General features: G+C 72.9%; 18 protein-coding genes. 11 read left to right on the top strand and 7 right to left on the bottom strand.

Annotated elements, in window-relative coordinates; genetic code table 11:
- Positions 1–161 precede the first annotated feature (161 nt).
- The 6 genes from trpS (at position 162) to ACFYXU_RS18455 (ending at position 5,749) form a co-directional block, all read left to right on the top strand.
- Positions 162–1,277 carry a tryptophan--tRNA ligase gene (gene trpS / locus ACFYXU_RS18480; protein WP_389458625.1) on the top strand — a complete coding sequence of 372 codons (1,116 nt, stop codon included), beginning with the start codon at positions 162–164 and terminating at the stop codon, positions 1,275–1,277.
- Between the two features lie 35 nt (positions 1,278–1,312).
- Positions 1,313–1,780 carry an Lrp/AsnC family transcriptional regulator gene (locus tag ACFYXU_RS18475; RefSeq protein WP_389406450.1) on the top strand — a complete coding sequence of 156 codons (468 nt, stop codon included), beginning with the start codon at positions 1,313–1,315 and terminating at the stop codon, positions 1,778–1,780.
- 183 nt (positions 1,781–1,963) lie between these two features.
- Positions 1,964–3,049: a sugar ABC transporter substrate-binding protein gene (locus tag ACFYXU_RS18470; RefSeq protein ID WP_376514086.1), complete on the top strand. Its 1,086-nt coding sequence runs from the start codon at positions 1,964–1,966 to the stop codon at positions 3,047–3,049.
- A 111-nt stretch (positions 3,050–3,160) separates the two neighbouring features.
- Positions 3,161–3,940: an ATP-binding cassette domain-containing protein gene (locus ACFYXU_RS18465; RefSeq protein WP_376514084.1), complete on the top strand. Its 780-nt coding sequence runs from the start codon at positions 3,161–3,163 to the stop codon at positions 3,938–3,940.
- Positions 3,937–5,214: a sugar ABC transporter permease gene (locus tag ACFYXU_RS18460; protein ID WP_376514082.1), complete on the top strand. Its 1,278-nt coding sequence runs from the start codon at positions 3,937–3,939 to the stop codon at positions 5,212–5,214. Before ACFYXU_RS18465 ends, ACFYXU_RS18460 begins: the two co-directional genes overlap by 4 nt.
- A gap of 28 nt (positions 5,215–5,242) precedes the next feature.
- Complete coding sequence (locus ACFYXU_RS18455; RefSeq protein WP_361400114.1) at positions 5,243–5,749, top strand: DUF6328 family protein; 507 nt, start codon at positions 5,243–5,245, stop codon at positions 5,747–5,749.
- Between the two features lie 15 nt (positions 5,750–5,764).
- Here the strand turns inward: ACFYXU_RS18455 and ACFYXU_RS18450 are convergent, their stop codons facing one another.
- On the bottom strand, positions 5,765–7,501 hold the full coding sequence (locus ACFYXU_RS18450) for a BCCT family transporter (protein WP_376514080.1): 1,737 nt from the start codon (positions 7,499–7,501) through the stop codon (positions 5,765–5,767).
- Positions 7,502–7,658: 157 nt separating this feature from the next.
- Positions 7,659–8,666 (bottom strand): aminoglycoside phosphotransferase family protein, encoded by a 1,008-nt coding sequence (locus tag ACFYXU_RS18445; RefSeq protein WP_389458623.1) that lies wholly within the window; start codon positions 8,664–8,666, stop codon positions 7,659–7,661.
- Positions 8,667–8,896: 230 nt separating this feature from the next.
- Here ACFYXU_RS18445 and ACFYXU_RS18440 point away from each other — a divergent pair, with 230 nt between their 5' ends.
- Both ACFYXU_RS18440 and ACFYXU_RS18435 read left to right on the top strand, forming a co-directional pair.
- Complete coding sequence (locus tag ACFYXU_RS18440; RefSeq protein ID WP_389458621.1) at positions 8,897–10,180, top strand: amidohydrolase family protein; 1,284 nt, start codon at positions 8,897–8,899, stop codon at positions 10,178–10,180.
- Positions 10,181–10,631: 451 nt separating this feature from the next.
- Positions 10,632–11,933: an amidohydrolase gene (locus ACFYXU_RS18435; protein WP_389458619.1), complete on the top strand. Its 1,302-nt coding sequence runs from the start codon at positions 10,632–10,634 to the stop codon at positions 11,931–11,933.
- 74 nt (positions 11,934–12,007) lie between these two features.
- Here the strand turns inward: ACFYXU_RS18435 and ACFYXU_RS18430 are convergent, their stop codons facing one another.
- From ACFYXU_RS18430 to ACFYXU_RS18420, 3 genes are all read right to left on the bottom strand, one after another.
- Positions 12,008–12,382 carry a VOC family protein gene (locus ACFYXU_RS18430; protein ID WP_376514073.1) on the bottom strand — a complete coding sequence of 125 codons (375 nt, stop codon included), beginning with the start codon at positions 12,380–12,382 and terminating at the stop codon, positions 12,008–12,010.
- 377 nt (positions 12,383–12,759) lie between these two features.
- Positions 12,760–13,800, bottom strand: a complete 1,041-nt coding sequence (locus ACFYXU_RS18425) for an NAD(P)-dependent alcohol dehydrogenase (RefSeq protein ID WP_389458617.1) — start codon at positions 13,798–13,800, stop codon at positions 12,760–12,762.
- Positions 13,797–14,531, bottom strand: a complete 735-nt coding sequence (locus ACFYXU_RS18420; protein ID WP_389458615.1) for a TetR/AcrR family transcriptional regulator — start codon at positions 14,529–14,531, stop codon at positions 13,797–13,799. The genes ACFYXU_RS18425 and ACFYXU_RS18420 overlap by 4 nt, the downstream gene beginning before the upstream one ends.
- 223 nt (positions 14,532–14,754) lie before the next feature.
- Here ACFYXU_RS18420 and ACFYXU_RS18415 point away from each other — a divergent pair, with 223 nt between their 5' ends.
- Entirely contained in the window at positions 14,755–15,396 is a 642-nt protein-coding gene (locus tag ACFYXU_RS18415) for a beta-glucanase (RefSeq protein ID WP_389406451.1), read from the top strand.
- A gap of 28 nt (positions 15,397–15,424) precedes the next feature.
- Here the strand turns inward: ACFYXU_RS18415 and ACFYXU_RS18410 are convergent, their stop codons facing one another.
- Together ACFYXU_RS18410 and ACFYXU_RS18405 are read right to left on the bottom strand one after the other, a co-directional pair.
- Positions 15,425–16,564 (bottom strand): aminotransferase class V-fold PLP-dependent enzyme, encoded by a 1,140-nt coding sequence (locus ACFYXU_RS18410; RefSeq protein ID WP_389458613.1) that lies wholly within the window; start codon positions 16,562–16,564, stop codon positions 15,425–15,427.
- Complete coding sequence (locus ACFYXU_RS18405) at positions 16,561–16,695, bottom strand: hypothetical protein (protein ID WP_376514065.1); 135 nt, start codon at positions 16,693–16,695, stop codon at positions 16,561–16,563. The genes ACFYXU_RS18410 and ACFYXU_RS18405 overlap by 4 nt, the downstream gene beginning before the upstream one ends.
- Positions 16,696–16,820: 125 nt before the next feature.
- Here ACFYXU_RS18405 and ACFYXU_RS18400 point away from each other — a divergent pair, with 125 nt between their 5' ends.
- Together ACFYXU_RS18400 and ACFYXU_RS18395 are read left to right on the top strand one after the other, a co-directional pair.
- Positions 16,821–17,552: a hypothetical protein gene (locus ACFYXU_RS18400; RefSeq protein WP_376514063.1), complete on the top strand. Its 732-nt coding sequence runs from the start codon at positions 16,821–16,823 to the stop codon at positions 17,550–17,552.
- Between the two features lie 210 nt (positions 17,553–17,762).
- Complete coding sequence (locus ACFYXU_RS18395) at positions 17,763–18,815, top strand: iron-siderophore ABC transporter substrate-binding protein (RefSeq protein ID WP_329852662.1); 1,053 nt, start codon at positions 17,763–17,765, stop codon at positions 18,813–18,815.
- Positions 18,816–18,829 lie beyond the last annotated feature (14 nt).

The following is an 18,829-nucleotide window of genomic DNA, read 5'->3' as shown; positions in this document are numbered from 1 at the left end:
GCTCCATGCATCTGTCGTCGTGCCTCAGCTGGTGGCGCTCCTCCTAGGAGCGGCCGTTCCTCGCGCACGACCGGGCCGTTCGGACGAACGGCCCTTTCGCTTTTCCCTGGTCATGGGTCCTGTCGTCCCGACGGCGCCACCGACCCTTTCCAGGAGACCTCATGAGCACCCTCGCCCCCTCACTTCCCTCCTCCCTTCCTTCCTCTCCTCCCGGTGCCCCCGGCGCGCTCGGGACCGCCGCCGCGCGGGCCCGCAGCGCGGTCCTGGAGCAGCGGATCCGCCAGGATCCGGGACGCTTCCGCGTGCTGACCGGCGACCGTCCCACCGGGCGGCTGCACCTGGGGCACTACTTCGGGACGCTGCACAACCGGGTCCGGCTCCAGGACCTCGGGGCGGAGCTGTTCGTGATCGTCGCGGACTACCAGGTGCTGACCGACCGCGACGTGGCGGACCGCCTCCCCGAGCACGTCGAGGAGCTGGTGCTCGACCATCTCGCCGTGGGCGTGGACCCGGAGCGCAGCACGGTCTTCACGCACAGCGCGGTCCCGGCCCTGAACCAGCTGCTGCTGCCGTTCCTCAGTCTGGTGTCGGTGGCCGAGCTCCAGCGCAATCCCACGGTCAAGGACGAGATCGCGCACTCCCGGCAGTCCGCCGTCAGTGGTCTGATGTTCACCTATCCCGTCCACCAGGCCGCGGACATCCTCTTCTGCAAGGCGAACCTGGTCCCCGTCGGCCAGGACCAGCTGCCGCACCTGGAGATCACCCGTACCGTCGCCCGCCGGTTCAACGACCGCTACGGCAGCGGCGGCGCCGTCTTCCCCGAACCCGAGGCGCTGCTGTCCGAGGCGCCGCTGCTGCTGGGCACGGACGGCACGAAGATGAGCAAGAGCCGGGGGAACGCGATCCAGCTCGCCGCCGATGCCGACGAGACCGCCCGGCTGATCAGGGGCGCGAAGACGGACTCCGAGCGGCACATCGCCTACGATCCGGCCGGCCGGCCCGAGGTGGCCTCCCTGCTCCTGCTCGCGGCGCTCTGCCAGGGCCGGACCCCGGAGGAGGTGGCGGCCGGGATCGGCTCCGCGGGGTCCGCCGCGCTGAAGCGGACGGTGACGGAGTCGGTCAACGAGTACCTGGCGCCGATCCGGGCGCGCCGGGCCGCGTACGCGGAGGACCGCGGGTACCTCCGCCGGATCCTGCGCGAGGGCAACGAGCGGGCCCGTGAGGTGGCGGACCGGACGCTGGGCGAGGTGCGGGCGGCGATGAACGCCGACTACTGACGTATGTTTCCGGCATGGGAATGACGGAGGGGACCGTGGACGCCATCGACCGGGCGCTGCTCGCCGAGCTCCAGCGTGACGCCACGCAGGCGTACGCGGCCCTGGGCCGGGCGGTGGGGCTGTCGGCGGGTGCCGCGCACGAGCGGGTGCGCAAGCTGCGGGAGCGGGGGGTCATCCGCCGCACCACGGTCGACGTCGATCCGGCCGCGCTCGGGCAGGACGTGCTCGCCTTCGTCATGGTCGACTCGTCGGCGTGGATCGGGGACTCGGCGGCGGCCTTCGCCGCGATCCCCGAGATCCAGGAGGCGCACGTCATCGCCGGCAGCGCCTCGGTCCTGGTGAAGGTGCGCACCGGGACGACGGTGCAACTCCAGGACGTGCTGCGGCGGTTGTACGCGATCGAGGGGGTGAGCGGCACGCAGGCGACGGTGTCGCTGGAGACCTTCTTCGAGCGGCCGGTCGCCGCGGACCCCCTGCCGGGAGAGCCGGCCCGGTCCGAGTAGGCGCAGGCGCGCGCGTGCGCGTGGCGAGGCGGCACTCGATCGTCACGGAGGGTGACCGATGGTCGGCGTCTCACCCGCTTGCCGGTCCGGAGGTTGCGGCTAATGTCGATATATAGGCCATATGTACATCCTCGTTCCGCGCTCACGAGGTGAGGGACAGGGGGCGTACGAAAGGAGCCTCCGATGACCCGTACATTGCGGAGCGCGATCGCCCTGGCCGGAGCCGCGGCCCTCTCCCTCGGAGTGATGGCGACGAGCGCGACGGCCCTGGGCGCGGGGAGCCAGAAACAGGAGATCCGGATCGGACTGCTGCTGCCGGAGAGCAAGACCACCCGGTACGAGACGTTCGACCGGCCCTACATCGAGCAGAAGATCAAGGAGCTGGCGCCCGACGCCCAGATCGACTACTACAACGCGGCGGAGAGCGCGACCACCCAGCAGCAGCAGGTCAACACCGCGCTCGCCAAGGGCGACAAGGTCCTGATCCTCGACGCGGTGGACGCCAAGTCCATCCAGTCCTCCGTGCAGAAGGCCCATGACGCGGGCGTCAAGGTCGTCGCGTACGACCGCCTCGCGCAGGGACCCGTCGACGCCTACGTCTCGTACGACAACCACAAGGTCGGCGAGCTCCAGGGCAAGGCGCTCCTCGCCGCGCTCGGCGACAAGGCCAAGAGCGGCGAGATCGTGATGCACAACGGGTCTCCGACGGACCCGAACGCGGCCGAGTTCAAGGCCGGCGCCCACTCCGTCCTCGACGGCAAGGTGAAGATCGGCAAGGAGTACGACACCCCCAACTGGGACCCGAACAACGCCAACCAGCAGATGTCCGGCGCCATCAGCTCCCTGGGCCGGGACAAGATCGTCGGCGTCTACTCGGCCAACGACGGGCTGGCCGCCGGCATCTCCACCGCCCTCAAGGCGGCCGGCATGAACGTGCCGTTGACCGGCCAGGACGCCCAACTGGACGCGATCCAGCGGATCCTGCTCGGCACCCAGACCATCACGATCGAGAAGCCGTACAAGCCGGAGGCGGACATCGCGGCCACCATGGCCGTCAACCTGGCGGAGGGCAAGAAGCTGCCGGCCGACCTGGTCCCCACCACCGTGACCAACGGCAGTGACCACAAGGTCGCCGCCCAGCTGCTCGACCCGGTCGTCGTGAACAAGGACAACATCAAGGACACCGTCGTCAAGGACGGTCTCTACACGGTCCAGCAGATCTGCACGCCGACCTACGCGGCGGCCTGCAAGGACGCCGGACTCACCTAGGGCCGGCCCTCGTCCACCCCGTCCCGGACAGCCGGTCCGGTCCCGGCTCGAACAGCCGGGTCCGGCCGGTCCCGTCCGGAGCGGTTCGCGCGAGCGGAGGAGGCGGTTCCGTTGCCGGAGCCACCCGTGCTCACCCTGCGGGGGATCTCCAAACGGTTCGGCGCGGTGCAGGCGTTGAAGGACTTCGACCTGGAGGTCCACCCCGGTGAGGTCGTCGCCCTCGTCGGCGACAACGGCGCCGGGAAGTCCACCGCCGTCAAGTCCATCGCCGGCGTCAACCCGCCCGACGAGGGCGTCATCGAGTGGGAGGGCCGCGCGGTCGCCATCAACCGGCCGCACGACGCCCAGAGCCTCGGCATCGCCACCGTCTACCAGGACCTCGCCCTCTGCGACAACCTCGACGTGGTCGGCAACCTCTTCCTCGGCCGCGAGCTGCGCCGCTTCGGCGTCCTGGACGAGGTCCGCATGGAGCAGCGCTCGCGCGAGCTCCTCGACACCCTCTCCATCCGGATCCCCAGTGTCCGGATCCCGGTCGCCTCGCTCTCCGGCGGCCAGCGCCAGACCGTCGCGATCGCCCGCTCCCTGATCGGCGACCCCAAGGTCGTCATCCTGGACGAGCCGACCGCGGCCCTGGGCGTGGAGCAGACCGCCGAGGTCCTCGACCTGGTGGAGCGGCTCCGGGAGCAGCGCCTCGGCACCATTCTGATCAGCCACAACATGGTCGACGTGATGGCGGTCGCCGACCGGATCGCGGTGATGCGCCTCGGCCGGAACAACGGCTTCTTCGACAAGCGCTCCACGACCACCGAGGAGATCATCTCGGCGATCACCGGTGCCACCGACAGCGCCGTCACCCGCCGCCAGGCCCGCAAGCGGGAGGAGGAGCGATGAGACGCGACCGCGCCCCCGGCGGCTCCGCCGCCCAGGAACCGGCCCCCGACTCGATGCCCGCGGTGGACACCCGGCTGCTCGTCCGCGAGGAGGGTCTGAAGGGGTACCTCAGGGAGTTCCGCCGCAAGATGCGCAGCGGCGAGCTCGGTTCGCTGCCCGTCGTCGTCGCCGTGATCATCATCTGGACGGTCTTCGGCAGCCTCAACAGCACCTTCCTCTCCGCCCAGAACCTCTCCGACCTCAGCCAGCAGATCGTCGGGACCGGCATGATCGCGGTCGGCATCGTCTTCGTGCTGCTGCTGGGCGAGATCGACCTGTCCGTCGGCTCCGTGAGCGGCCTGTGCGCCGCGATCTTCGCCGTGCTCAACGTCCTGAACGGCATGAACCAGTGGCTGGCGCTGCTCGTCGCCCTCGCGGGCGGAGCGGCCGTCGGGCTCATCCAGGGCTTCTTCTTCGCGAAGGTCGGCGTGCCGGCGTTCGTGGTGACCCTGGCGGGCAACCTCGCCTGGAACGGTCTGATGCTCCAGATCCTGGGGTCCAGCGGCACGGTCAACATCCCGAGCGAGAGCATCGTCTCGAAGCTCTACTCGACGGTCTACCACAGCCCCGCCGCGGCCTATGTGGCCGCCGCCGTGGGCGTCGGGCTCTTCCTCGCCGCCTCGCTCCTGGACGCGGGACGCCGCCGGGCCGCCCGGGTGCCGTTCCGTCCGGTCTCCGAGATCGTGCTCCGCACGGTCGTGATCGCCGCGCTCGCGTTCGTCACGGCGTACATCCTCAACCAGTACCAGGGGCTCCCCCTCGCCCTCCTCGTCTTCCTGGTCCTGCTGGTCGTCCTGGACTTCGTGCTCCGCCGTACGACGTACGGGCGGCGGATCTTCGCCGTCGGCGGCAACATCGAGGGCGCGCGCCGCGCCGGAATCAGCGTGGCGTTCGTCCGGATGAGCGTCTTCTCGATCGCCGGGACGATGGCGGCGGTCGGCGGTCTCTTCCTGGCCGGTCAGATCCAGTCCGCGAGCCAGACGTCGGGCGGCGGCAACCTGCTCATGAACGTGATCGCCGCGGCCGTCATCGGCGGCACGAGCCTCTTCGGCGGGCGGGGTTCGGTCTGGTCCGCGCTCCTCGGCGCGCTGGTGATCGGGTCCATCCAGTCGGGCATGAACATCATGGGCGTCAGCAACGCCGTCCAGTTCATGATCACCGGCTCGGTCCTGCTGGCCGCCGTGGTCGTCGACTCGCTGTCCCGGCGGAGCCAGAAGGCCGCGGGCCGGGCGTGACCCCGGGATCCCTGGGAAAGAGGCCCGCATGGAACAGATATCGAACACGCAGGGCGACCAGCCGAGACAGGGCCGCGACGAGACCGAGGAGGAGCGGGCCGACCGCCGCTGGACGGACATCATGCAGGAGATCCGGGTCGCGCAGACCGGCGTGCAGATCCTGCTCGGCTTCCTCCTCACGGTCGCGTTCACGCCGCACTTCCAGAGCCTGGACGACACCGACCGGACGATCTACGTCATCACGATCGTCCTCGGCTCGCTGGCCACCGGCGCGCTGATCGGGCCGGTGCCCTTCCACCGGCTGGTGTCGGGCCGACGGCTGAAGCAGGAGGCGGTCGTCTGGGCCTCGCGCCTCGTCTTCACCGGGCTCGTCCTGCTCCTGGCGACACTGACGTCGGCCCTCTTCCTCGTCCTGCGGGTGGTCACGCACGACGTGTTCGTGCCCTGGCTCGTCGCCGGCGTCCTCGTCTGGTACGTGGGCTGCTGGTTCGCGCTGCCCCTGTGGGCCCGGGCCCGCTACGCCAGCGACGAGTGACGCCGGCGGATCCGGTCAGGGGCGGCCGTCCGGCTCCGAAGACCCGGGACCGATCCTCAGCTCGAAGTCCCCGTCGTACTTCTCGTGGCCCGCGATGACCGCGAGGTCGACGGCCTCCTCCCCCAGCTCGCCCCGGACGATGAGCGGGTCCTTGCGCAGGTCCCGCATGAGCGCCACGCACATCCCGATCATCACGAGCACGAAGGGCGCCGCGACCAGGATCGTGAGGTTCTGCAGGCCGGCGAGCGCGTCGCCCTGACCGTCCCCGATGAGCAGCATGATCGCGGCGACCGCGCCGGTCACCACACCCCAGAAGACCACCACGAGCCGGGTGGGCTCGAAGGCGCCGCGCTGCGAGAGCGTGCCCATCACGATGGAGGCGGCGTCGGCGCCCGAGACGAAGAAGATGCCGACGAGGATCATCACCAGCAGGCTCATGGCCCCGGCGATCGGGAACTCCTGGAGCACACCGAAGAGCTGTCCCTCGGGCGTGCTCTCGGCGGCCAGTTCGCCCTGCTCGCTGAGCTTCATCGCCGTCCCGCCGAAGATGGCGAACCAGACGAGGCTGACGGTGCTGGGGACCAGGATGACCCCGCCGACGAACTGCCGGATGGTCCGGCCGCGGCTGATCCGGGCGATGAACATGCCGACGAAGGGCGTCCAGGAGATCCACCAGGCCCAGTAGAAGACGGTCCAGGAGCCCAGCCAGCGGTGGATGTCGTCGCCGCTGGTGGCCTCGGTGCGGCCGGCCAGCTGCGGCAGGTCGCCGACGTACGCGGCGAGGGAGGTGGGCAGCAGGTCGAGCACGATGATGGTCGGACCGGCGACGAAGACGAAGACGGCGAGGATCGCGGCCAGCACCATGTTGATGTTGGACAGCCACTGGATGCCCTTCTCCACCCCGGAGACCGCCGACAGCACGAAGGCCACGGTGAGGACGGCGATGATGGCGACGAGCAGCCCGGTGCCGGTCTTCTCCATCCAGCCGAGCTCCTCGAATCCGCTGCCGATCTGGAGCGCGCCGAGGCCGAGCGAGGCGGCGGAGCCGAAGAGGGTCGCGAAGATGGCCAGGATGTCGATGAACCGGCCGGGTCCTCCGTACGCCCTCTTCTCGCCCATCAGCGGGACGAACACCGCGCTGATGGTCTGCCGACGACCGCACCGGAACGTCGAGTACGCGATGGCGAGTCCGACGACGGCGTAGATCGCCCACGGGTGGAGCGTCCAGTGGAAGAGCGTGGTGGCCATGGCGGTCTGCATCCGCTCGGCCGAGTCGGCGGGACGGGTGCCGGGTGGCGGGGTGCCGTAGTGGGCGAGCGGCTCGCTCACGCCGTAGAACATCAGGCCGATGCCCATGCCGGCGCTGAACATCATGGCGATCCACGACACCGTGCGGAACTCGGGGCCCTCGCTCTCCCGGCCGAGGGTGATCCGGCCGTAGCGGCTGATGGCCAGCCACAGCGCGAAGATCACGAAGCCGGAGGCGGCCAGCATGAACGCCCAGCCCCCGTTGCGGATCAGCCCGTCGAGGAGGGTGCTGGAGGCGTCCTCCAGGCTGTCGGTGGCCGTGGCTCCCCAGACGACGAAGGCGACGGTGAGGACGGCCGTCACACCGAACACGATCCGGTCGGTACGGGCGCGCTCGTGGTGCTCCGGACGGTCGGGGAGGTCCGCCGTCACCGGCAGCGCTTCCCGGCCGGCCCGCTCGGCGCCCTCCCCACGGCCTTCCGGCCTCTGATCTTCCTGTGACACAGGCGGCACCTTTCACGGCATTACGGGACGAACAGCACGATGTCTCCGTAAGGCAGTACCACAGGCGCGGCCCGACTCCGTGGAACGACGGCCGCGTCCCGCGCCGTCACCGCAGGGCCCGGGCGCACACCCCGGGCCCGGGCGGCGCGCGACGGGCTCAGAACACCGGCGAACCGGCGAAGAGTTCCCTCACCCAGTGGGCGCTCGCCTCCGCGCACCCCGTGGTCGGCGTCCCGGGGAAGAGCCGGAACCAGGACACCGCACGGCCCAGTGCGGCGAGCCGGGTGGCGAGCTCCGCCGCACGGCGCAGCTCCGGCAGGGGGCCCAGGTCGCTCCAGGGCTCCAGATAGGCCTCGCGCAGCCGGTGCACGTGCTCGGGGCCGTGGCGCTCCCGGACGGCCTGGGCGGGGACCAGGAGGCTCGCGAAGGGGTGGGCGACTTGGGCGTCGCCCCAGTCGAAGAAGGTGAAGCGCCCGGCGGCGGGCGCGAGGAGCTGCGCGTCGTGCAGGTCGCAGTGGTCGAGCGAGTCCGGTACGCCGTACGCGTCGAGCTCATCGCACCAGTCGAGGAGGCGGGGCCGCTGCTCCCGGAGGGCACGGCGGGCGTCCGGGTCCAGGGTGGCGTTGCCCTCGACGAGCGCGTCGAAGACGTCCGGCAGCTGCACGGTCCGGCCGCCGGGCACGCCGAGACCGGTCATCCGGTCCGTGTACGGGGTGAGGGCCCGCTGCATCCGCGCGTACTGGCCGAGGGCCTCCGCCCAGGCCTCCGGCCCGGCGCCACCGGCGTCGAGGACGTGCCGGAAGAGGGGCCCGCCGTCGGGGAGCAGCGACCAGCCGCGCTCCGCGTCGACCGCGAGCGGCGTCACGACGTGCTCGGGCGCCCAGGCACCGAGCGCGTCCCCGAGGGCGGCCTCGAAGGCGGCGTCGGGCGCGCTCGCCTTGAACCAGACGGCGTCGCGCTCCCCGTCACCGATCCGGAAGCGGATCAGGACCGACCAGGGCCGCAGCCTGACCTCACGGGGACCGGTCTCCTCCAGGGCGTGGCGGGCGAGCCCCCGCTCGCACCAGCCGAGGGCGGCCGTCCGCCACCGCTCTTCCTCCCAGGGCGTGACCGCGTCCGTGAAGCGCCCCCGGTCGACGGTCGTCGTGGATCGTGCGTGTCCCATCGGGCGATTGCACCACCGGGGGCGAGCCGGGCGCACGCGAATATCGGCGGCGCCGAGGAGCGAAACGGAACGGCGCCGGAACTATTCGTATACCAAATGGGCGGGCTTCCGCATCCCTGCGGGACGTCTCATGGCAGGCAAGCGGAACTCAGGGATCTTCACCCTTGCCCACCCCCGCATCTTGGTATACAAAATGCGGAGCCGTCGGCCCACTCCCCCAAGGAGCTCCCATGTGCCTCGAAGCCATCCCGCCGCCCCCCGCCTCGGTGACCCGTCGCGGTGTCCTCGCCGGGGCCGCCGCGCTCGCCGGCACCGCGGCCCTGTCCGGCACGGCGACCGCGGCCTCCCCCTCGGCGGACCCGGCACGCGGCGGCGGAACGCCGGCCGGAGGCGACCTGGTGATCCGCGGCGGCACCCTCCTCGACCCCGCCACCGGCGAGGTCACCGAGAACGCCGTCGTCGTGATCACCGGCGGAACCGTCCTCGCGGCGGGCCGCGCGGGCACGGTCGCCGTGCCGCCGGGCACCCCGGTCCTCGACGCCCACGGGCAGTGGGTCCTGCCCGGTCTCGTGGACGCGCACATCCACCTCAGCACCGCCGCCGAGGCGCGCTCCGCCCTCCACCAGGGCGCGACCAGTGCCCGCAGCGGATCGACCACCTTCTTCCAGGACATCGCGGTCCGCGAACTCGCCCGGCACAGCCCGGCGCTCGCCCCCCGCCTCACCGCGGCCGGCGTCTTCGTCACCCCCGACCTCGGCGACACCGTCCTCGCCGACCCCGACCTCACGCCGCTCGCGCGCCTGAAGGACGGCGTCCGGTCGGCCGAGGCGCTGCGCCGCGTCGTCGAGGTGAACCTCGCCCGGGGCGCGGACGTCATCAAGACCCGCGTCAACGAACGCGCCGGACTTCCGGAGCAGGACCCGCTGGCCCAGGTGTACTCGCGCGAGCAGCTCGCCGAGATCGTCTCCGCGGCCCGGCGGCGCGGCAAGGGCGTCCTGTGCCACAGCTACAGCGAGCGGGGCTGCCACGACGCGGTGACCGCGGGCATCCGCTCCCTGGAGCACGGGGTGTTCGTCGGCGAGCGGACGCTGCGGGAGATGCGCCGCCGGGACACGTACTTCACGCCCACCCTCACGGCCATCGCCGGGCTCGCCGAGTCGGCGGACCCGGTCCTCGCCGAACGCGGCCGCGCCTACCTGCCCGTCCTGAAGCAGGCCGTCCTCGCCGCGCACGAGCTCGGCGTCCCGCTCGCCGCGGGCACCGACTCCTCCGGCGGCACCGTGCGCCCGATCGGCCGCGAGGTCGAACTCATGCGGGCGGCGGGCCTCCCGGCGCTCGACGCCCTCCGCACGGCGACCACCGGCGCGGCACGGCTGCTCGGCACGGAGCGCACGGTGGGCCGGCTGGCCCGGGGCTTCGCGGGCGACGCGATCCTCGTCGCCGGGGACCCGCTGTCGGACCTGACGGTCCTGAAACACCCGACGCGCGTGATCCGCGCGGGCGTCCCGATCTGACGACGCGGGGCCGCGCCGCGGGCCGCTGCCCGTGCGGTCCCCGCGCCTCCTGCTCGTGCGGCCGGTGCGCCCGTTGCCCGGGTGGGCCTTCGGCCCGCGTCCGTGGGCCCGCGCGGTGCGTGCGGGGCCGCACCACCGCCCCCGTCGGCCCGCGTCCGTCGTGGGCCTTCGCCCCCCGCCCGTGTGGGCCCGTCGCCCGCTGCCGTGTGGGCAATCGTCCCGCTGGGCGGGACGGGTGGGCACACGGGACGGCGCCCTTCGCGGCGCCTCCGCCTCCGGTGCCTTGGCCCGCACCACGCGTGACGGGCACGAATCGGTGCGGGTCCAGGTCCAGGAGCCTCTGGCGCCGGCAAGGGCGCCGTCCGTTGTGCCCACCCGTTCCGCCCCTTGCGGAACGCCTGCCCACAACGGGGCGGGGCGCGGGCACACCACAACCAACCAAGGAGCCCCCATGCACTCGTCCCCCTCCCGCCGCACCGTCCTCGCCGGTGCCGGCGCCGCCGCACTCGCGGGGGCCGCCGCCTCGTCCGCCCAGGCCGTGCCCTCGGCCACCCAGGCCGCCGGCCGGCCCGCCAAGGCCGTCGTCTTCCGTGACGTCCGGCCGTACGGCGCCGCGAAGGCCAGGGATCTCGTCGTCGTCGACGGCCGGATCTCCGACCGCCCCGCCCCGCACGGCGCGCAGGTCGTCGACGGCGGCGGCCGCATCGCGCTGCCGTCCCTCGTCGACGCGCACATCCACCCCGACAAGACCACCTGGGGCGGCTCCTGGGTGAGCCGCCGCCCCGCCTCGGCCATCGCCGACTACGTCGCGCAGGACGTCGAGCTGTTCCGCGCCCAGCGGCGCCCCGTGGCCGAGCGGGCGTACGGCCTGATGAGTCACGCCGTCGCCCGCGGCACCCGCGGCATGCGCGCCCACGCCGACGTGGCCCCGGCGTACGGCCTGGCCGGGGTCGAGGGCCTGGCGGAGGCCCGCGCCCGGCTGCGCCACGCCCTCGACGTCCAGATCGTGGCCTTCCCCCAGCACGGCGTCGTCCGTACCCCCGGCACGGCCGCGCTCCTGGAGCGGGCCGCCCGCCAGGGCCTCGTCGACATGATCGGCGGCATCGACCCGATCGGCTTCGACGGAGCCCTGGACGAGCAGCTCGACGTCGTCTTCGGCATCGCGGACCGGCACGGCGTGGGCGTGGACATCCACCTCCACGACCAGGGCGAGAAGGGCATGAAGGCGATGCGCGGGATCGTCGAGCGCACCCGCGCGCTCTCCCTCGCCGGCAAGGTGACCGTCAGCCACGTCTTCTGTCTCCCCGGCCTGACGGACCGCGAACTGGGCTCCATCGCCCAGGACTTGGGCGAGCAGGACATCGCCCTCACCACCGTCGCGCCGTCGGACTCCCTGGTCCTTCCGATCGCGCGGCTGCGTGAGCACGGCGTCCGGGTCGGGCTCGGTTCCGACGGGGTGCGGGACTCCTGGAGCCCGTTCGGGGACGCCGACATGATGCACCGCGCGCACATCCTGGGCTGGGTGACGGACGTACGGCTCGACGACGAACTGAACGACTGCTACCGGGTCGCGACCCATGGCGGCGCGGACGTCATGGGGATCCCCCACGCGGACTTCCGGCCCGGCGCCCCGGCCGACTTCGTCCTGGTGCGGGGCGAGTGCCTGCCACAGGTCGTCGTCGACATGCCGCGCCGGGACGTGGTCGTGCACGGCGGCGTGGTCGTGGCGCGGGACGGGCGGTTCCTCGCCTGACGGAGCCGCCGACGGAGCCGATCCGGGTGTGCCCCCGACGACGTCGGGGGCACACCCGCGGCACGGCGCCGCGTCTACAGGTACGGCCGTGTGATCAGCTCGATCGCGTGACCGGAGGGGTCCTTGAAGTAGACGCCCCGGCCGCCGTGTTCGGTGTTGGTCTCGCCGGGGCGCTTCATCTGCGGATCGGCCCAGTGCTCGACGCCCCCGTCGCGCAGGCGCTGGTACGCCCGGTCGAAGAGCTCGTCGTCCACGAGGAACGCGTAGTGCTGCATCTGGATGTCCACCGGGGGCTCGGCGAACTGGAGCAGGACGCCGTCGGCGAGCTGGATGTTGCGGAAGGGGCCCCAGGACGGCGCCTCGGGGATCTCCAGGAGTTCGCGGAAGAAGCGCGCGGACGCCTCGCGGTCCTTCGAGGCGATGATGGTGTGGTTGAACGTGACTGCCATGTGGATGACCTCGCTGTGGGTTCGGCACGGAGAAGGGACGCGCAGTGCTTCCGCACCGGGGAGGTCCGCGTGCCGAACCGTCGGGGTGCCTGTCGCGCACCCGTCGAGCGATCAGTCGTCCACCGGATGGCCCGTCTGTGCGTGGCGTGTCGCCGGTCCGGTGTTCATGACGGTGGACGCTACTTGATCCACCGCACCCGGGCAAGATCCGGCCGGAGCCGTACCCGTCGGGAGGCCACGGGACCGGTCGGCGAACTCCCGCATCTCGTAAGCCGTTTGGATCCGGCCGTCGGGGCGGCGTCGCCGGGCGCCGCGCGCGGGTCGCTCACCCGCGCGCCCGCCCGTCGGCGCGTGCCCACCGGCTGCCCGTCCGTGGATCAGCCGTTGGGGAGGATGACCGCCCGGCCGTCGATCCGGCCCTCGTGGAGCCGTTCGTACGCCTTCGGCGCCTCGTCCAGGGCGTAGGTCTCGACGTGGACGTCGACGGCTCCGGCGCGGGCGAGGTCGAGGACCTCGATCAGCTCGGCGCGGGTGCCCCAGTAGGGGGAGGTGACGGAGACCTCGTAGGGCAGGGCGCCGAAGCCGACGGGCAGGGCGCCGCCGCCGAGGCCGACGATGGTGACGTCGCCCTCCACCGCGGCCATCGCGCCGGCGGCGGTCACCGTGGGCCCGGCTCCGACGAAGTCGAGCACGACCTCGGCGCCCCGGCCGCCGGTCAGTTCCCGGACGGCGGCGGCGGCCGACGCGTCGGACAGGACCGTGTCGTGGGCGCCGACCCTCCGCGCGAGGGCGAGCTTCTCCTCGGTGACGTCCAGGGCGACGACCCGGGCCGCGGTCATGGCGCGCAGCAGCTGGATGGCGACGTGGCCGAGCCCGCCCGTGCCGATGACGACGGCGGTGCTGCCGGGGACGAGCTTGGGCAGGGAGCGCTTGACCGCGTGGTACGGGGTGAGTCCGGCGTCGGTGAGCGGCGCGGCGCGCACGGGGTCGAGGTCGCCGAGCGGCACCAGGTGGCGCGGGCTGTCGACGATCATGTACTCGGCGATGGCGCCGGGCGCGCCGAGTCCGGGCGGGCGGATGCCGAGTTCGGTGGCGCGCAGGCAGTAGTTCTCCTTGCCCTGGGCGCACAGGTGGCAGGTGCCGCAGCCCCAGGGGCCGTACACGGCGACGGCGTCGCCGACGGCGTACCCCTCCGCGCCCGGGCCGAGCGCGGCGACGGTGCCGACGCCCTCGTGGCCGAGGGTCAGGGGCAGCGGGAACGGCAGCTGCTCGGCGCTCCAGCCCATGACGGCGATGTCGGAGTGGCAGACGCCGGCGGCAGTGACCTTCAGGAGCACCTGTCCCGGGCCGGGTTCGGGGTCGGGGACGGTGACGACCTCGGGCGGGGCGCCCACGGCGCGGTACTGGAGGGCCTTCATGACGTTGTCCTTTCCGGTGGGGTCCGGCGGGTGGCGCGGGCGCCGTCGCCGGGGTGGTGGGCGGGAGCGGGGGGACGCGCTCCCGGGAGGAGGGGCGCGGGCACCGTCGGGGCGGGTGGTGGTTCCGCCGCGAGCAGGGCGAAGGCCTCGTCCACCAGGGCGGGGAACGTCGCCCGGGCGTCCGGGAGCGTCCAGGCGCGGGCGGCGGCCATCAGCGCGGCCGCCCCGCTCCCCACGGCGACGGCCGGACGCAGGTCGCGGCGCGGGTCGGTCCCGAGCCGCCGGGCGACCAGGCGCACGGAGGCGGCCTCGCCCTCCAGGAGGACGCGTCGCAGCACCGCGCGCAGGGGCGGCTCGCGCTCGGCGAGGAGGAGCAGCTCGCGCACCCCGTCGCGCCGGTGCCAGGCGGGGACGACCGGGTCGGCGAGCCAGCTCCGCAGGGCCGCGCGGTAGGCGGTGAGCGGGGACTCGGTCTCCGGGCGGGCGGCGAGCGCCTCGTTGATCCGGGCGCAGTCGGCGCGGATGCCGTCGACGACGGCTTCCTCCTTGGAGGAGAAGTACCGGCTGAAGGTGCGCCGGGAGACGCCGACCGCGTCGGTGACGTCCTCGACGGAGACCTCGGCCGGTCCGCGTGCCAGGACGAGCCGCAGGGCGGCCTCGCCGAGCGCCTCGCGGGTCCGCGTGCCCTTGGGGCCGAGGCGCGGGTCCCGAGGCTGTCGTTCCGTACCCATAAATGCACCATACACCTACTAATGTCCCACTGGGACATTTATGACGACTTCTCGCCAAGTGGTCACTCCTCCGCACCGCTCGGTGCAAAGTGGGACGGATCTCCCGCGGACCTGCGGTGGTCCGCGTGAAAGGAGTGGTGCCGTGCTGTTCGACTTCTTCGACCGGTTCCGCCGGAGCGGCAACGGTCCCGGTGGGCGCGGTCCCGCGGCCGCCCCCGCGCAGCTGGTCCTCGACGCCGACTTCTCCTCCGCCCGGCAGTGGGTCGCGGGCCATTCGTGGGCCTATCCCGACGGCGGACCCACCAACCGGGGCGACAACAAACTCGACTACCTGGTCGCGGACCCCTCCTACAGCCGGACGGGGACCTTCCGCGCCACCCGCAGGACCGACGGCCTCTGGAACGCCGGCCTGCTCACCACGGAGGGCAGCGACGAGGGCTTCCTGGTGCGGACGGGCGACGTCCTGGAGGCCCGGGTGCGCCTGCCCAGGGAGACCGGCGCGTGGCCGGCGATCTGGACCTGGCTCGACGGCGGCCAGGAGATCGACATCTTCGAGTACCACCCCGACAACCCGGATCTGCTGGAGCTGTCGAACCGGGTGCGCGGCCGGTACCTCTACTACCGCGACCCGGCGATCCGGCCGGGTGCCTGGGTGGACCTCCGGGTGGAGCTCGGCGCCCGCTCCGTCGTGTGGTGGGTGAACGGCGCCCGCGTCTTCGACGACCGCCGCGGGGTGGGGCGTTCCTGGCGGGCGCACCTCATCGTGAACCTGTCGGTGTGCGCGGGCCGCTACCACCCGGCGCCCGGCCCGGAGGCGAAGGAGATGTCGTACGAGGTCGCGGCGTTGCGCGTCTACCGGGCCTGACCGAGCGCGCCTCCCCGCCCCCTCCGCGTCAGCCGTCCGCGAGCAGCCCGCGCAGGGCGGCGGCGAGGCGCTCGTACTCCTCGGCGCGGTTGTAGATCTGCGCCGAGATCCGGATCCCGCCGCCTTTGGGCCAGGGCCAGATCAGGACCCGGAAGCCGAGCCGGGCGGCGATCTCCTCCCGCAGCGCGGCGGCCTCCCGCTGGGTGCGGGCGACGCCCCGGGGCAGGCGCAGCGCGCGCATGGCCAGCCCCTCGGTGTGCGGCAGCGGCGTCAGACCGGGGACGCCGGCCAGCGACTCGGCTCCGTGGCGCACGAGTTCACCGTTGTGGGCGCGGACCCGCGCGGCGCCGAGCCCGGCGATCAGGTCGAGTCCCTCGGGGGCGGCCAGCCAGCCGGTGTAGTCGGCGGTGGCCCGGTACTCGACGGAGCGCGGGAAGCCGCGGTCGTCCTCCCACGAGGGCACGGGCGCGGGCACCCGGTCCCGGTGGCCGGGGGCCACCGCCAGAACGGCGCTGCCCGGTGGGGCGTAGGCCCACTTGTGCAGGTTGCCGAACCAGAAGTCGGGCCGTCCGGCGAGCGGCGCGGCGAGCATGCCGGGCGCGTGGGCGCCGTCGACGACGGTGGTCACCCCGCGCTCCCGGAGCGCGGCGAGCAGTCGCGGACCCGCGAGCGTGCGGGCGGTGGGTGAGCTGATGTGGTCGAGGAGCGCCACCCTGGTCCGGGGGGTCAGCCCGGCGAGCACCGCCTCGCACACCGCGTCCTCGTCCGGCAGCGCGGGATCGAGGGCGACGGTCACGGTCCGGGCGCGCCGGGCCGCCGCCGCCACGACCGTGCCGTAGCCGTGGTCGGTGACCAGGATCTCGTCGTCGGCGTCCAGGCGCAGGGCGTCGAGGGCGAGTCCCGCGGCCTCGGTGGCGTTGGTGACGAAGGCGATGCCCTCGGGGTCGGCGCCCAGATGGGCGGCGACGCGACGGCGGGCCTCGGCGACGCGGTCGGGGACGGCGAGGAAGAAGGCGTCGGGGTCGGCCGCCGCCTCGGCCGCCAGGTCCTGGTGGACCCGGGCGACCGGGAGGGGCACGGCGCCGAAGGAACCGTGGTTGAGGTGGGCGACGCCGGGCGCGAGCCGGAAGAGCCCGGGGCCGCCGGGGAAGGCCGCGGGCCGGCTCATCGGACCTCCACGGCGACGGTGCGGCCGGGGACGGCGCGTGGGGAAAAGACGGTGTGGGTCACGCCGTCGATGATCTCGGTACGGGCCGCGCGGCGCACCCCCTCGGCGACGACGACCGGACGACTCCTCATGTTCACCGCCCCGACGGCCCTCTGACGGCGCGACGGGGCCCGGTCGCCCGCCCGGCGCCCCGGACGTTGCGTAGGCTCGAACGGAGCGTTCCGCACGACGCCGTCCCTACGCCGAGGAGGACCCTGTGAGCACCGCCGGAGAAGGACGGCAGCAGCTGGACGAGGCCAGCGTCCTCAACGCCAAGAGGACCCTCCTCCAACTGCTCGCCCGGGCGGGGGTCTGGTCCGGCGACGCGGAGGAGCTGATCGGTTTCGTCGAGGCGGGCGCACTGGCCCTCGCCTACGAGGAGATCGGCGCGGCCGGGCGGAGCGCGCCCGAGGGGAAGGGCGAACCGTACGCGTCCGGCTGGCTCGACGGGGCGCGGGCCGTCACCGAGGCGGTGGGCGCGGTCTCCGAGCGGGCGCTGCGGCGCGCCGTGGCGGCGGACCCCTCGGCCGCCTCGCCGGACGACCGCCCTCCCGTCGGGCGGACGGAGCTGGAGCGGACGCACGTCGCGGTGACCCCGCTCTACCTCTCCTTCACCGACGTCTCCGACCTCGACCCGGAGGTCACCGAGCAGGTGCTGCGGGCCCTGCTCGGCACGATGAGCTCGCGCCAGCGGGCCGGGTACGCGGGCCGGCTCGCCGCCTTCACCTCGGAGCACCGGACGCGTCTGGAGCGGCTGTACGCCGAGTACGGGCCCGGCAGCGCGATCGCCATCCACGGCCGGTACTCGCTGATCCACTCCCCCACGAGCGTCGCCGTGCTCGAACGGCTCGCCACCGCGCCGGGCGACCTCCACGAGGAGTGGGACGCCGCAGAGCTCCCGCCGGCCTGGCTGGACGGACTGACGACGGCCTGGGAGGCCTCGGTCTGACGGCGGGCCGGGCGAGGGACCGGGGAGTCTCCGGCCGGCGGCCCTCTCCTGCCGGGGCGGGCCCGTCGGCCCCGGCCCCGCCAGCGAAAACGGAATAGGTTAGGCTCACCTAACAAGCACCCCGCGACGGCCGCTGCCCCGGCACCTCCATGCCCGCGGAAGCGGCGGGCGGGGCGTGCGCACACCTCTGCACGGAGACAAGGATCCACCATGCCTGCACTGTTCACCCCCCTTCGCCGCCGCGTCCTCGTGGCGGGTGCCGCCGCGGTCTCGCTCGGCCTCATGGTGACCGGGTGCGGCTCGGACGACCAGAAGGGCGACACGAAGGACTCGGCGGGCAAGGCTCCGGCGGGGGCGTTCCCCGTCACGATCAAGAGCGCCCTCGGCGAGGCCGTCATCAAGGAGAAGCCGAAGCGCGTCGTCACCCTCGGCCAGGGCTCCGCCGAGACCGCCATCGCGCTCGGCGACGTCCCCGTCGGCATCGAGAGCTACCCGTGGGGCAGCGACAAGACCGGCTACCTGCCGTGGATCCACGACGCCGTGAAGAAGTCCGGCGCCCCGCTGCCGAAGCAGTTCGACGGCGGCGAGCAGCTCGACATCGAGGCCATCACCGAGCTGGAGCCCGACGTCATCCTCGCTCCCTGGTCGGGCCTCACGCAGAAGCAGTACGACGTCCTCAAGGACATCGCCCCGACGGTCGCCTACCCCGACAAGGCGTGGAGCACCGACTGGGACCAGCAGATCGAGATCGTCGCGAAGGCGCTGGGCCAGCCGGAGAAGGCCGCGGAGCTCACGTCCAAGATCGACAAGCAGCTGGCCGACGCCGCCGCCACGCGCCCGAACTACAAGAACGTCACGTTCTCGTACATCTACAACACCGGCCCCGGCACCCTCGGCATCTTCAAGCCCGAGGAGCAGCGCGTCGCGATGGTCTCCAAGCTGGGCCTCAAGGTCGACCCGGTCGTGAACACCTTCAAGGAGACCGAGGGCACCGACTCCGCCCTCATCGGCCTGGAGAACGCCAACAAGCTCTCCAAGAGCGACATCGCCTTCACCTTCTACATGGACGACAAGGCCCGCAAGGAGATCGAGGCGCAGCCGCTGTACGCGGCCATCCCCGCGGTCAAGAAGGGCGCGCTCGTGTACAGCGCCGACCAGCCCTTCGTCACGGCCTCGTCGATGATCAACCCGCTGACGGTGCCCTACAGCATCGAGCGGTACCTCCCCATGATCGACAAGGCCGTCGCCAAGGCCGGGAAGTAGCGGCGGGTCCCCTC

The sequence above is a fragment of the Streptomyces sp. NPDC002232 genome, from assembly GCF_042890295.1.
In the GTDB taxonomy this organism is placed as follows: domain Bacteria; phylum Actinomycetota; class Actinomycetes; order Streptomycetales; family Streptomycetaceae; genus Streptomyces.
Note: the sequence above shows the minus strand (reverse complement) of the source record. Positions and strands in the feature narration are given on the sequence as shown.

What these genes read in the sequence shown, in the direction of transcription:
- trpS (WP_389458625.1), top strand. Translation starts at nt 162, where the DNA reads ATGAGCACCCTCGCCCCCTCACTTCCCTCCTCCCTTCCTTCCTCTCCT.
- ACFYXU_RS18470 (WP_376514086.1), top strand. Translation starts at nt 1,964, where the DNA reads ATGACCCGTACATTGCGGAGCGCGATCGCCCTGGCCGGAGCCGCGGCC.
- ACFYXU_RS18460 (WP_376514082.1), top strand. Translation starts at nt 3,937, where the DNA reads ATGAGACGCGACCGCGCCCCCGGCGGCTCCGCCGCCCAGGAACCGGCC.
- ACFYXU_RS18455 (WP_361400114.1), top strand. Translation starts at nt 5,243, where the DNA reads ATGGAACAGATATCGAACACGCAGGGCGACCAGCCGAGACAGGGCCGC.
- ACFYXU_RS18445 (WP_389458623.1), bottom strand. Translation starts at nt 8,666, where the DNA reads ATGGGACACGCACGATCCACGACGACCGTCGACCGGGGGCGCTTCACG.
- ACFYXU_RS18440 (WP_389458621.1), top strand. Translation starts at nt 8,897, where the DNA reads ATGTGCCTCGAAGCCATCCCGCCGCCCCCCGCCTCGGTGACCCGTCGC.
- ACFYXU_RS18435 (WP_389458619.1), top strand. Translation starts at nt 10,632, where the DNA reads ATGCACTCGTCCCCCTCCCGCCGCACCGTCCTCGCCGGTGCCGGCGCC.
- ACFYXU_RS18430 (WP_376514073.1), bottom strand. Translation starts at nt 12,382, where the DNA reads ATGGCAGTCACGTTCAACCACACCATCATCGCCTCGAAGGACCGCGAG.
- ACFYXU_RS18425 (WP_389458617.1), bottom strand. Translation starts at nt 13,800, where the DNA reads ATGAAGGCCCTCCAGTACCGCGCCGTGGGCGCCCCGCCCGAGGTCGTC.
- ACFYXU_RS18420 (WP_389458615.1), bottom strand. Translation starts at nt 14,531, where the DNA reads ATGGGTACGGAACGACAGCCTCGGGACCCGCGCCTCGGCCCCAAGGGC.
- ACFYXU_RS18410 (WP_389458613.1), bottom strand. Translation starts at nt 16,564, where the DNA reads ATGAGCCGGCCCGCGGCCTTCCCCGGCGGCCCCGGGCTCTTCCGGCTC.
- ACFYXU_RS18405 (WP_376514065.1), bottom strand. Translation starts at nt 16,695, where the DNA reads ATGAGGAGTCGTCCGGTCGTCGTCGCCGAGGGGGTGCGCCGCGCGGCC.
- ACFYXU_RS18395 (WP_329852662.1), top strand. Translation starts at nt 17,763, where the DNA reads ATGCCTGCACTGTTCACCCCCCTTCGCCGCCGCGTCCTCGTGGCGGGT.